We start from the raw sequence: 12404 nt of genomic DNA, 5'->3' as shown, positions 1-12404 counted from the left end.
ATGCGCATCGTGGCCTGGCTGCTGCCCGGTACCTGGGAGTCCGTGGTCGACGCGGCCGGCGCCGTCGCGGCCGCCGACGACGACGTCGTGCTGCTCGCCACCGCCGACGACCGGCTGGTCGAGCTGGCCGACGGGGCCGACGGGGCGCTGCTCGGCCGCGGCGGCCCGGACCCGCTGGAGCGACTCGGCGCCGAGCAGGACCGTGCCGCCGGCCTGCTGCTGGCCGCCGCGGCGACGCGGTTGGGCCGCGCTGCCGACCGGCAGGCCCGCCGGTCCGGGCAGCCGGAACGCGACGTGGTGGCCGCCTGCGAGCGCGCCGGCCTGCTGGTGCTGGCCCGAGACGGCGACCACACCCGGCTCGGCCCGCCCAGCATCGCGCCGCCGACCCGGTTCGTCCTGGACCACGCGCCCTGCCGGGTCCTGCTGGTCTGGCCGGACGAACCACCCGACCTCACCACGCTGCCGCCCCCTCCCCGCACCACCCGCCCGCGCCGCCGCCACCGACCCCGCCGGTACCGCCGGGGTCGTGACGGGGCGATCGGTCTCCGAGCCGCATGGCGGATCGCCGTCGCCGGGCGGCGCGGTGTCGGGGTGGGACTCCCGCCCCCGCGGCCCGGGCGCGGTGCCGGATTCGGCACGGTACGGTGCCGGGATGGGTGAGCAACAGGCGGCGCCGCGGCAGGACGCGTTGCGGGAACCGGGCACGTCGGTGGACGATCCGAACGAGCTGCTGGTCGGGTTCCTCGACGGTTACCGGGAAGCGTTGGGGCGCAAGCTGGCCGGGTTGAGCGAGGAGCAGCTGGTGGTCAGCCGGGTGCCGTCCGGGTGGTCGCCGCTCGGGCTGTTGTGGCACCTGACCAACGTGGAGCGCCGCTGGCTGCGCTGGGGCTTCGCCGGCGAGCAGCTCGACGACGTGTGGGCAGATGCCGACCCGGACGAGACGGACGCGCCGTGGCGGGTGCCGGCCGGCGCGACCGCGGCGAGCCTGCTCGCCGGGCACCGGGACGAGGTCGACCGGTGCCGGGCCGCGGTCGCCGGGCACGACATCGCCGAACGCGGCGCGCCGACCGGCCGGTTCGCCGGCGAGGAGGAGGCGCCGACGCTCGGCTGGATCTACTGCCACCTGATCCAGGAGTATGCCCGGCACCTCGGCCACCTCGACATCACCCGGGAACTCGCCGACGGCCGCACCGGCGAGTAGCGGTCACCGCGGCGGGCCACCGCGGCGGGTCAGCGGCCGGTGAAGGTGGGCGCGCGCTTGGCCCGGAAGGCGGCGATGCCCTCCCGGCCGTCGGCGGAGGCGAACAGCCGGGCCAGCGCGGCCTGTTCGGCGCTCAGCGCGGCGTCCAGCTCCTGCCGGACCCCCTCGTCGATCACCCGCTTGGCCTCCCGTACCGCGAGTGGCGCTCCGGCGGCCAGCTGCGCGGCGAACTCCGCGGCGGCGCCCGCCAGCTCGTCCGGCGGTACCAGCCGGGTGAGCAGGCCGCGCCGGTCGGCCTCGTCCGGATACAGCGTGCGGCCGGTGAGCACCAGCTCCTTGGCCAGCCGGGTACCCAGCGCGCGGGCCAGCCGCTGGGTGCCGCCACCGCCGGGGATCAGGCCGAGCTTCACCTCCGGCAGCGCGAACCGGGCCCGCTCGGAGGCGACGATGAAGTCGCAGCACAGCGCGAGCTCGAAGCCGCCGCCGAACGCGTACCCGTTGACCGCGGCCACGGTGGGCTGTGGCAGCGCGGCGAGCTCGCCGAACACCGAGCGGGACAGCCGCTGGTAGGCGTCGAACTCGGCGGTGCTGGCCCCGTCGTACTCGCCGATGTCGGCGCCGGCGACGAAGCCGCGACCGGTGCCGGTCAGGACCACCGCGCGCACCGTGTCGTCGGCCCGGACCGCGCGCAGCCGCTCCCCGAGTTCGGCGACCATCGCCCGAGACAGCGCGCCGAGCGCCTCCTCGCGGTCGATCCGGATCGTGAGTACCGCGTCGGCGCGGTCGACCACCAGGTGACTCATCCGACCGCTCCCTGCGCCCGCAGCGTCGCCAGCTCGTCGCCGGTGAGTACCTCGCCGAGCACCTCGTCGGTGTGCTGGCCGGCGATCGGCGGCGGCAGCCGCAGCTGCCAGGGCGTGCCGGACAGCCGTACCGGGCAGCCGATCAGCTCCAGCCGGCCGTGGCTCGGGTGGTCGACGGTGACGACCAGGTCGTGGCCCTGGTCGCGCAGTTCGTCGACCGCCTCCGCGGTGGTACGCACCCGGGCGCACCAGATGCCCGCCGCGAGCAGCGAGTCGACCAGCCCGTCCGCCGGCCGCAGCGCGGTGACCGCCTCCAGTGCCGTCTTGATCGCGTCGCGGTCGGCCCACGCGTCGGCGTCGTCGAGGCCGGTCACGCCGAGCAGCTGGGCGACCTCCGCTACCGGTGCCATCGCGATCGCAACGTGCCCGTCGGCGGTGGCGTACACCCCGAACGGTGCGGACAGCCACGCCTGGCCGACCCCGGCGGCCGACCGGTGCCACCGCTCGTGCTGGTTGACCATCGCGGAGATCTCCTGGCACTGCAACGCGATCGCGGTCGAGTACAGGTCGACCTCGACGCGCTGCCCGATGCCGTGCCGCTCCCGCGCGACGAGGGCGGCGAGGATGCCGTTGGACAGCGTCAGCGCGGTCGACGCGTCCACGATGGACGTACCGGCCGGGGTCGGCGGGTCGCCCGCACGACCGCCAGCCGCGGCGAGCCCGGACATGGCCTGGATGAGCAGGTCCTGGCCCGGCCGACCCTGTTTCGCGAACACCGTGTCCTGCCCCCACCCGGAGCCGGAGCAGTAGATGATGTCCGGCCGCACCGCGCGCATCTCGTCGTAGCCGAGGCCGAGCCGGGCCAGCACGCCGGGCCGGAAGTTCTCCACCACCACGTCGCAGGTCGCGGCGAGTCGCAGCAGCGCGTCCCGGCCGGCCGGCGACTTCAGGTCGACCGCCACCGACCGCTTGTTCCGGTTCATGGCAAGGAACGCGGCCGAGTCCGGCGCGCCGTTGCCGGGGGCGCCGACGAGTTCGCCCATCATCTCCAGCCGGCGCTCCCACTCGCCCTCCCGGCGCTCGACCTTGATCACGTCGGCGCCGAGATCGGCGAGCAGCTGGGTGGCGTACGGGCCGAGCATCATCTGGGTGAAGTCCAGGATGCGGATCCCGTCCAGTGCCCCGGGCATCAGCGGTCCCCTCTCGACGGCGCCGCCGCGGCGGCGGGTTCGGTGCTCGGCGCGTCCCTGCGGCGGTCCCGGCCGAGTACGGCGAGCAGGATGGCCGGTACCGCGACGACGATCGCGGACACCACGAACGACAGCTCCCAGGAGTCGGTGGCGTCCACCACGTAGCCCAGCACGATCGGCGCGATGATGCCGGCGATGTTCGCGATGAAGTGCACGAACCCGGACACCGTGCCGAACCGGCGGAACGGGATCACCGGGCCGATGATGGCGAAGAACTGCGCCCCGACGATGTACAGGATGAACACGGTGACGGCCATCAACGCCACCGCGCCGTAGGCGGAGCGGACGATGCCGACCGGGCCGAACGCGCAGGCGACCAGCAGCAGCCCGACGACCGTGGTCCACTTGCGGGAGTTGAACAGGCCGATCCGGCGGCCCAGCGCGTCGGTGAACACGCCGCCCAGCGCCAGCCCGACGAACCCGCACAGCCACGGGATCGAGCCGGTCAGCGCGATCTGCGACAGGTCCAGGTGGTGCGCCTCGTGCAGGAAGTCGGGGAACCAGGTGAGGAACGTGAACAGCACCCAGCTGTAGCCGAAGTAGGTCAGCGCGGTGGCGAGCACGATCGGCATCCGCAGGTACCCGAACAGGCTGCGCTCCGGCTCGTCGGCACCGACCGCGGCCTGCTCGTGCGCCGCGGCGTCGGTCCGCATCTCCTCGACCTCGACCGGCCGTACCCACGGGTGCGCCTCCGGGCGGTCCCGGACGACGACCCACCAGCCGATCAGGAACAGGATCCCGATCGCGCCGAGGATGATGAACGGAGCGCGCCAGTTGCCGCCGAACGCCTCGATCAGCGCCACCACGATCGGGGTGCCGACCGCCCCGCCAAGCGGCGTGGACGCCTGCGACAGCCCCAGCGAGGTGCCGAGCTTGCGCTGCGGGAACCAGTTCGACATGGTCTTCGCGGTCACCGACGCCTGCGGCCCCTCACCGAAGCCGAACAGGAACCGGATGATCATGAAGCTGACGAAGCCGAACCCGGCCGCGGTCAGCGCGGTGAACAGCGACCACCAGCCGACCGCGAGTGCCATCACCTTGCGCGGCCCGAACCGGTCCGAGGTGGCGCCGCCGACGAAGCAGAACGGGGCGTAGCCGAGCGAGAACACCGCGGCGATCCAGCCCCAGGTGCCCTTGCTGAAGCCGTACTTGGCGATGATCAGCGGTGCGGCCACACCGATCGCCGCCCGGTCGGCGTAGTTGAGCCCGAGCACCAGGAAGTTCATGCTCAGTACCGCCCAGCGGTACCGGAACCGGCTCTCGCCGGCGGCTACCGGGGTCCTTGCTGTCATGACAGCACCTTTCGGTGACGGAGGGGGTCACTCGCCGACGTGTCGCTCGTGCCGGGCCCAGGCCGCGGCGCGCAGCGCGCGGCGGGCGACCTTGCCGGTACTGGAGGTGGGCAGCGCCGCGGCGATCTCGACCTGCAACGGTTTCTTGTAGCTCGCCAACCGGTCCCGGCAGGCCTGGACGACGTCCGCCGTGGACAGTCGGGTGCCGGCGCCGGGTACCACCAGCGCCGCGACGGCCTCGCCCCACCGCTCGTGCGGTATCCCGAAGACGACCACGTCGGCGACCTCGGGCAGTTCGGCGATGGCACGCTCCACTTCGGACGGATAGACGGTGAAGCCGCCGGACACGATCACGTCCGAGATCCGGTCGACCAGGTACAGGTAGCCGGCCGCGTCGATGCGGCCGATGTCGCCGGTACGAAACCAGCCATCCGCGGTGCGTGCCGCGGCGGTCGCCGCCGGCCGGTCCCAGTAGCCGGGCAGCACGCAGGCACCGCGCAGCCACACCTCGCCGACCACACCGTCCACACCGGACGCTGCCGGAGCGTCGGGCGGACCGGGGTTTGCACCCGGTTCGGCGCCGGCGGGAGGCCCGGTCGGCGGATCCGGCTCGACCGGGACGATGCGGAGCTCGACCTCGGGTGTCGGGCGACCGGCCGAGGCCAGCCGGTCGCCGCCGGCGGCGTGGTCGCGGGCGTCCAGCACGGTGACCGGGGCGAGCGCCTCGCTCAGGCCGTAGCACTGGTAGAGCACCGCGCCGAACGCCTGGTGCGCCCGCGCCGCGGCGGGCGCCGAGATGCCCGACCCGCCGTACGGGATCGCGCGCAGCGAACCGAGATCGGTGCGCCCGGCGGCCGCCTCGGTGAGCGCCTTGAGTATCGTCGGCACGCTGGGCAGTACCGTCGCCCGGTGCCGTGCCACCGTGTCCAGCACCGACCCGGCGTCGAACCGGCGTACCGGCACCGACGCGCCGCCGCGCAACGCGACCGCGGTGCCGACCGACCCGCCGAAGTGGCTCATCGGCGCCGCGTGTACCGCGACGTCACCGGGCCCGAGCGGCGGCAGCGCGGTCCAGAACCCGCGCAGCATGGCCACCCAGCCGCGCTGACTGACCATCGCGCCCTTCGGCTGCCCGGTCGAGCCGGACGTGTACATCAACGCGGCAAGGTCGTCGACGCCGGGCAGCGGCCAGTCCGGCCACCGGTCCGGTACGCCGGGCGCCGCCAGCTCGGCGGCCTCGTCCGCCGTGAGCACCACCGGGCCGCGAGCCCCGCCCGCCGCTCCGGGACCGCCCTTCGCCGGTGGTTCACCGTCGCGGTGCCCGGCCGGCGTTCCGGTCCCGGGCGGTGCCGGCGCAACCAGCGCGCGGACCGCTGCCGCGGCGCCGTCCTCGCAGATCACCAGCGCCGCCGCGCAGTCGGCCGCGATGCCGGCGATCTCGCGCGGGTGCAGCCGCTCGGACACCGCCACCCGGACCACACCGCTGCCGAACAGGGCGTGCTCGCAGACCATCAGCACCGCGGAGTTGGCGAGCGCGAGCAGCACCCGGTCGCCGGGCCGCAACCCGAGCCGCGCCAACCGGTACGCGGTGCGCCGGGCCGCCGCGCCCAGCTCGGCGAAGCCCCACCAGCCGGCGGGGGTGAGCAGCGCCGGGGCCGCCGCGTACCGCTCGTGCGCGCGCCGGGTCAGCCCGGCCAGCGTCGTTTCGCTCATCGGCGCTGCCACCGTTGCCGGATCGCGGCGAGGATCTTGCGGTCGCCGTCGCCGCGCCGGATCCCGGCATGCAACGCCTCGCCGGCGGCGCGCTGGAAGGCCGGATAACCGGCGTCCCGGCCGCGCAGGAACGATCTGTCCAGTGTGGACAGCGTGGCGACGAAGAAGTCGGTACTGGCGGCGTTGACGGCCGGGTCGGTCCACGCCGCGCGGTGGCCGGGCTGCCCGCCGGCGCTCGCGTACCCGCCGGCCTGGAACGCCGGATCGACCACCGCGGCGGCGAACCGCAGCGCGGCGTCCGGGTCGGCGCAGCGGGCCGAGACGGCCAGCCCGACGCCGCCGAGCATGGTGCCGACCGGGGCGCCGCTGGCGCTGGGCGCGTCGGCGAACCGGACCAGCCGCCGTCCGGCGGTCGGCCGGGCGTAGTTGACGTAGCCGAAGATCAGTGGCGCGTAGCCGATCCGGTCGCCGGTCGCCATCTCGTCCAGCACCTGGATCGGATCGCTGTCCAGCGACGCCGGGTCGGCGACCGCGAGTACCGCGCGCAGCTGGGTCAACGCGCCGGCGGCGACGTCCGGCTCGATCCCGTCGGCCGGCCACCAGTCCGGCCGCGAGTCGGGCCCGGCCGTATCGACCACGCCGGGTCCGCCGGACGGGCCGGAGCCACCGGAGACCGCCGGACCGGCGGCGAGTGACGCGTGCTGGTGGCACAGCGACAGGAAGCTCGACCACAGGTGGGTCGGGTTCGCCGGCAGCAGGCCGGTCACCGCCCCGTCGCGCAGCAGCTCCAGCGCCTCGTCCCAGCGCCTCGGCGGTGCCGGCAGCAGATCCGGCCGGTACGCGCTGACCTGCGCCGCGGCGTCCATCGGTAGCGCCCACTGCCGGCCCTGCCAGGTGTAGCTGGCGAAGCTGGGCCCGACGCTGCCGGCCCGCTGCGCGTCGAGCACGCCCGCCGGCAGCGCCCCGTCCAGCGGCAGGAACGCACCGGTGGCGGCGGCCTGACCGACGTGCGGGTGGTCGACGGCGATCAGGTCGTACCTCGCGGCGAGGTCGGCCACCGGTACGTCCTCGAACTCGCGCAGCGACCGCGCCTCCCAGCGGATCGGTACGCCGAACCGTTCGGTCGCCGCGAGCAGCGGCGCCAGGCCGCGGCGGTGGTTCCAGGTCATGCCGCGCAACACGGGTCAGCGCATCCCTTCGGGTCGGGTGGTGGAGCCACGGACCAGCAGCTTCGGCGGCGGGTCGGCGAGCACGATTCCCCGCTCGGTGGCGGGATCGCCCGCGGGGGCGGGGCCGGCCTCGCCGGACAGCAGCCGCTGGACCGCCTCCGCGCCGAGCCGGTCCAGCGGCAGCCGCACGGTGGTCAGCGGCGGCGCGCCGTGCGCGACGAACCAGGCGTCGTGCACGGCGATCACCGACAGCTGTTCGGGTACCGCGACGCCGGCCTCCCGCGCGGCGGCGAGCGCGCCGACCGCGACCACCACGTTCGCCACGAACACCGCGGTCGGCCGCGGATCGGCGGCGAGCAGCTGGGCCATCGCGGCGTGCCCGGCCGGTGCGTCCCACTCCCGCTCGACCGTCCACTCCGGACGGACCGACAGGTCGTGGTCGCGGAGCGCGCCGACGTAGCCGGCGTACCGCCGCTCGGTCAGGTCGGCGCCGGGCCGGCCGCCGACGTAGGCGATGTGGCGGTGGCCCAGCTCGATCAGGTGCTCGACCGCCAGCCACGCGGCGGCCTCGTCGTCCAGCCGCAGCGCCGGTACGCCGGCCCGCGGCCGGCTGTTGACCAGTACCGTCGGCAGCTGCCGGGCGGCGCGGGCGACCAGCTCGTCGTCGTAGTCCTCGCCGCTGCCCTGCCACATCAACCCGTCGATCCGGCCGGTACCGACCAGCTGGGCGAAGGCGTCGGCGTTGGCGGCGAGCTCCGGCGCGTCCGACAGCAGCAGTACCTGGCCGGCGGCGGTCGCGGCGGCCTGCGCGCCGCGGATGATCTCGGCGTGGATCGGGTTGGACACCTCGTGGACGACCAACCCCAGCGCACCGGCCCGGGACAGCCGCAGCGCCCGGGCCGCGCCGTGCGGCTGGTACCCCAGCTCGGCGGCGACCTCGTGCACCCGCTGCTGCGTCTCGGGACGCGCCCGTACCGTGGCGTCGCCGGACAGGATGCGCGACACCAGCGACACCGACACCTCGGCCCGCTTCGCCACGTCGGACAGGCTGGGTCGGCGGCTCATCGCCGTTCCTCCTTCGCCGGAGCGCCGCCGGAGCACCGCACACGATGCCCGTGCTTCGCTCGCTGGCGCGCGCTCATGCGGGGTCCCCGGCCGGCCGCCGCTGCACCAGGTAGAGGTGCGTGAGCACGAGCACCACCGCCTCGTGCTGGTTGGTGACGGTGACCAGCTCGTCGACGAAGCCGACGTCGGTGCGGCTGCGGTGGTCGCGCAACTCGGTGATCCGGGCCTCGACGTGGATCGTGTCGCCGATGAACACCGGCGCGACGAACCGGATCCGGTCGTAGCCGTAGCTGACCGAGGCCGGGTTGATGTCGCCGGCGGTCATCCCGACCGCGACCGACAGGATCAGGGTGCCGTGCGCGATCCGCTGGCCGAACTCCTGCTCGGCGCACCACTGCGCGTCGACGTGGTGCGGGAACCAGTCGCCGGTCTGCCCGGCGTGCAGGACGATGTCCGACTCGGTGATCGTCCGGCCGGTGCTCACCCGCCGATCCCCGACCGCGTGGTCCTCGAAGTACCGCGTGACTGTCTGCACGGCGCCCTTCTCCGTCGGGTGAACAAACGTTTTACCTGAGTGGTTCAACGTTTTACCGGACGGCGGCCGACCCGGTCAAGACTCCGTACGGGGGTATCCCGCGACGAGCGGCGGGCGCCGCTCGTCGCACCCCGGCGCTACGGTCGGGGCATGTGCCGAAGCATCAAGACCCTGCGCCCGCCGTACGCGACCGAGGTCACCGACGCCGACGTGCGCGCCGCCGCTCTGCAGTACGTGCGGAAGATCAGCGGCTTCCGCGCCCCGGCGGCGCACAACCAGGAGGCGTTCGACCGGGCCGTCGCCGAGATCGCGCACGCCACCCAGCACCTGCTCGACCACCTCGAAATCCGCGGTCAGGCCGCCTCCTGACCCTCCCACCGCGCATCGGCCTCGCCCGTCCCGCGCCGCCGGCGTCCTGGTCAGGCGGTGCCGACGATCCGGTCCCGGGGCAGGGCGGCGAGTGTGCGCAACGATCGCAGCAGCGCCCGGCGGTCGGCGGGCGGTAGCGCGGCGAGCAGGCGCTCCTCGTTGCGCTGGATCGCGGCGCTGGCGGTGTCGCGCAACCGGCGACCGGCCGCGGTCAGCGACAGCAGCCGCACCCGGCGGTCGGTCGGGTCGGGTTCGCGCCGGATGAGCCCGCGCTGCTGCAACTCGTCCAGTACCCCGATGATCCGGGTGCGGTCGGCGCCGATCGCGTCGGCGAGCGCCGCCTGGGTCCGGGTCGGGGTGCCGCGCAGGTGGCTGAGCACCACGTAGCCCCACATCGTCAGGTCGTGCGCGGCGAGGATCGGCTGTTCGGCCGCCATCAGGGACCTGCCGAGCGGCACGATCATCGCGGCCAGGTCGGGTCGGTTCGCGGGCTCGGCCATACCGGGAATCTATCGCCTTGACAAATCATGTGTGTGCGCACATCGTAAGCACATGCACATTGATTCGCTGGTCGAGCTGGACCGCCGCGCCGTCCGTGCCAGTGCCGAGGTCGTCCGCCGGGTGACACCGGCCGACCTGATCCGGCCCACCCCGTGCGGCGACTGGGACCTCGCCGCGCTGCTGGCTCACATGACCGGGCAGCACCGCGGCTTCGCGGCGGCCGCCGCCGGACGCGGCGACGACCTCGCGGCCTGGCGACCGGTGCTCGCGGCTGACCCCGTCGCCGCCCACCTGGCCGCCGCCGACCAGGTGCTCACCGCCTTCGCGGCGCCCGGTCTCGACCGCCGGCGGTTCACCCTGCCGGAGATCACCCGCGCGCCGGACTTCCCTGCCACGCAGGCGATCGGCTTCCACCTGGTCGACTACGTCGTGCACGGCTGGGACGTCGCCACCGCCCTCGGCCTCGACACCCCGCCGCTCGACGACGCGGTGCTCGCGGCCGCGCTGCGCATCGCCCGCGCGGTACCGGACGGGTCCGAGCGGCTCGCGCCCGGCGCCGCATTCGCCCCGGCCCATCAGGTACCCGCCGGGACGGCGACGTTCGACGAGATCCTGCTGCTCCTCGGCCGCCGGCCCGGGCCGGCCTGACCGCTCGGTGGGCGGGCGTGGCGCCGCACCCACCGGTACGGCACGGGCGCGGCGCCACGGTCGACGGTTCACCGGGCGCGGTTCACAGGGCGCGGTTCACAGGGCGCGGTTCACAGGCGCATGGTGTCCGGGAAGACGAAGTAGTAGAGCAGGCCGACCAGCACCAGCCAGACCAGGATCACCAGCGTCCAGCCCAGGTTGTACCGGATGACCTCGCCCTCGTTGCGGACGAACTTGGTGGTGGACACCCCGACGCTCGCGGTCTGCGGCGCCACCGGCTTGCCGACCTCGGCGCCGACCGAGTTCAGCGACGGGAACAGCAGCGGCGGCGCGCCCAGGATGCGCGCCACGGACAGCTGGAACGCGCCGAACACGGCGTTGGACGAGGTGTTCGAGCCGGACAGGGCGACCGCGATCCAGCCCAGCAGCGGCGCGACGATGATGAACGCGACGCCGAGCTTGGCGAACCCGTTCGCCATCGAGTTGGCCATGCCGGCGAAGTTGAACACGTACGCCAGGCCGAACACCAGCGGCCCGACCAGCAGCGCGCCCCACATCTGCCGGAACGTGTCGGCGAACACGGTACGGATCTGCGCCGGCCGCGGCCGCAGGACCGCGGCGATGATCAGCGCCGCCACGAGGATCGCGGTCCCGGCGATCGCCGGGGCGAACGACCAGTTCACCGACAGCGGCTTGCCGTCCAGCGAACCGATCGCCTCGATGGCCGGCTTGAACGGCACCCACTTGGGCAGCGGCGACCACGGCCCGGTCCACGCCACCACGACCACGATCAGGATCCCGAACGGGAGGAGCCCGCGCACCGCGGTGCGGATCCCGGGCCCCTGAGACTCCATAGTGGACGCCGGCAGCTCGACCCCGCCGTAGCCGAGGGTCCGCTTCGGCCGCCAGAACCTCAGCAGTACCAGCAACGCGGCGAAGCAGACCAGCGAACCGGTGATGTCCGGCAGGTACGGGCCGACCCACTGCGACACCGGGAACTGGCCGGCGATGTAGGCGAGCGAGCCGACCACGGCGAGGGGCCAGCCGTCCCGCAACCCGCGCTTGCCCGCCACCAGGTAGATCAGGATCCACGGCGGCAGCAGCGCCAGTACCGCGACGATCTTGCCGATGGAGGCGGACAGGTCCATCAGCGGCAGCCCGGTGACCGCGGCCAGTCCGACGATCGGGGCGCCGAGCGCGCCGAACGAGACCGGCGCGTTGTTCGCGATGGCGGCGACCCGGATCGCGGCGAGGTCGGCCACGCCCAGGCCGATCAGGATCGGCGCCACCACCGCCCACGGGTAGCCGAAGCCGACCAGCCCCTCCATCAGCGCGCCGAACGCCCAGGCGAGCAGGATCGTCTGCACCCGGATGTCGGCGGTCGCCTGGTGCACCAGCCAGTCCTTGAACGCACCGAACGCGCCGGTGACCCGCATGATGTTGTAGATGATCACGCCCCAGAACACGATCCAGTCGACCGCCCAGACACCGCTCGCGGCGCCGAGGCCGTACGCGGCGAACACGTCGCCGACCGGGGCGTGCCAGGCGAAGATCGCGAGCAGCACGGTGACCACGGAGCCGACCAGTACCGCGCGCCAGGCGGACATGCGTACCACCGCGAGCAGCACCAGCAGCACCGCGACCGGCACGAGTGCGACCAGGGTGGATCCCAGGACCCCGCCGAGCGGGGTCAACGGTTGGTGGAAGGACTGCGCAAGAGCGTCCATGGGCCTCTCCCTGCCCTCGGGCGTCCCCCGCAGTCGCCGCGAATGAGGATCTTGCCCATCGTGCACCCGGACACACAGCGGGCGAAAGACCCGCAGACCGCTTGATTCCGGTCTGGCCCGGCGCAGCCGGT

General features: G+C 74.1%; 13 protein-coding genes. 4 read left to right on the top strand and 9 right to left on the bottom strand.

Annotation, left to right across the window (positions count from 1 at the left end):
• Together Asera_RS18425 and Asera_RS18420 are read left to right on the top strand one after the other, a co-directional pair.
• Positions 1–660, top strand: a complete 660-nt coding sequence (locus tag Asera_RS18425) for a universal stress protein (RefSeq protein WP_212804636.1) — start codon at positions 1–3, stop codon at positions 658–660.
• Entirely contained in the window at positions 653–1201 is a 549-nt protein-coding gene (locus Asera_RS18420; RefSeq protein ID WP_051802637.1) for a DinB family protein, read from the top strand. The genes Asera_RS18425 and Asera_RS18420 overlap by 8 nt, the downstream gene beginning before the upstream one ends.
• Before the next feature lie 29 nt (positions 1202–1230).
• Here the strand turns inward: Asera_RS18420 and Asera_RS18415 are convergent, their stop codons facing one another.
• The 7 genes from Asera_RS18415 to Asera_RS18385 all read right to left on the bottom strand — a co-directional run bounded on the left by Asera_RS18415 (position 1231) and on the right by Asera_RS18385 (position 9076).
• Positions 1231–2004 carry an enoyl-CoA hydratase/isomerase family protein gene (locus tag Asera_RS18415; protein ID WP_030447937.1) on the bottom strand — a complete coding sequence of 258 codons (774 nt, stop codon included), beginning with the start codon at positions 2002–2004 and terminating at the stop codon, positions 1231–1233.
• Positions 2001–3194 (bottom strand): CaiB/BaiF CoA transferase family protein, encoded by a 1194-nt coding sequence (locus Asera_RS18410; protein WP_030447936.1) that lies wholly within the window; start codon positions 3192–3194, stop codon positions 2001–2003. The genes Asera_RS18415 and Asera_RS18410 overlap by 4 nt, the downstream gene beginning before the upstream one ends.
• Positions 3194–4546 (bottom strand): MFS transporter, encoded by a 1353-nt coding sequence (locus Asera_RS18405; protein ID WP_051802636.1) that lies wholly within the window; start codon positions 4544–4546, stop codon positions 3194–3196. Before Asera_RS18405 ends, Asera_RS18410 begins: the two co-directional genes overlap by 1 nt.
• A gap of 27 nt (positions 4547–4573) precedes the next feature.
• Complete coding sequence (locus Asera_RS18400; RefSeq protein ID WP_051802635.1) at positions 4574–6259, bottom strand: AMP-binding protein; 1686 nt, start codon at positions 6257–6259, stop codon at positions 4574–4576.
• Positions 6256–7428, bottom strand: coding sequence for an extracellular solute-binding protein (locus tag Asera_RS18395; RefSeq protein WP_035297656.1), 1173 nt, complete (start codon positions 7426–7428; stop codon positions 6256–6258). Before Asera_RS18395 ends, Asera_RS18400 begins: the two co-directional genes overlap by 4 nt.
• 15 nt (positions 7429–7443) lie before the next feature.
• Positions 7444–8493, bottom strand: a complete 1050-nt coding sequence (locus tag Asera_RS18390; RefSeq protein ID WP_030447932.1) for a LacI family DNA-binding transcriptional regulator — start codon at positions 8491–8493, stop codon at positions 7444–7446.
• Positions 8494–8566: 73 nt separating this feature from the next.
• Positions 8567–9076, bottom strand: a complete 510-nt coding sequence (locus tag Asera_RS18385) for a MaoC family dehydratase (RefSeq protein ID WP_342344423.1) — start codon at positions 9074–9076, stop codon at positions 8567–8569.
• Between the two features lie 102 nt (positions 9077–9178).
• Between Asera_RS18385 and Asera_RS18380 the strand changes: the two genes are divergently transcribed.
• Positions 9179–9397 (top strand): DUF2277 domain-containing protein, encoded by a 219-nt coding sequence (locus tag Asera_RS18380; RefSeq protein WP_030447930.1) that lies wholly within the window; start codon positions 9179–9181, stop codon positions 9395–9397.
• 50 nt (positions 9398–9447) lie between these two features.
• On the opposite strand, the gene Asera_RS18375 is transcribed toward Asera_RS18380, so the two are convergent.
• Positions 9448–9897 carry a MarR family winged helix-turn-helix transcriptional regulator gene (locus Asera_RS18375; protein WP_030447929.1) on the bottom strand — a complete coding sequence of 150 codons (450 nt, stop codon included), beginning with the start codon at positions 9895–9897 and terminating at the stop codon, positions 9448–9450.
• A 52-nt stretch (positions 9898–9949) separates the two neighbouring features.
• Between Asera_RS18375 and Asera_RS18370 the strand changes: the two genes are divergently transcribed.
• Positions 9950–10546, top strand: a complete 597-nt coding sequence (locus tag Asera_RS18370) for a TIGR03086 family metal-binding protein (protein ID WP_030447928.1) — start codon at positions 9950–9952, stop codon at positions 10544–10546.
• A 110-nt stretch (positions 10547–10656) separates the two neighbouring features.
• Here Asera_RS18370 and Asera_RS18365 read toward each other — a convergent pair whose 3' ends face one another.
• On the bottom strand, positions 10657–12273 hold the full coding sequence (locus tag Asera_RS18365; RefSeq protein WP_030447927.1) for an L-lactate permease: 1617 nt from the start codon (positions 12271–12273) through the stop codon (positions 10657–10659).
• Positions 12274–12404 lie beyond the last annotated feature (131 nt).

It is taken from the genome of Actinocatenispora sera, assembly GCF_018324685.1.
GTDB classification, from domain to species: Bacteria; Actinomycetota; Actinomycetes; order Mycobacteriales; family Micromonosporaceae; genus Actinocatenispora; species Actinocatenispora sera.
This window is presented reverse-complemented; position numbering and strand designations above follow the sequence as displayed.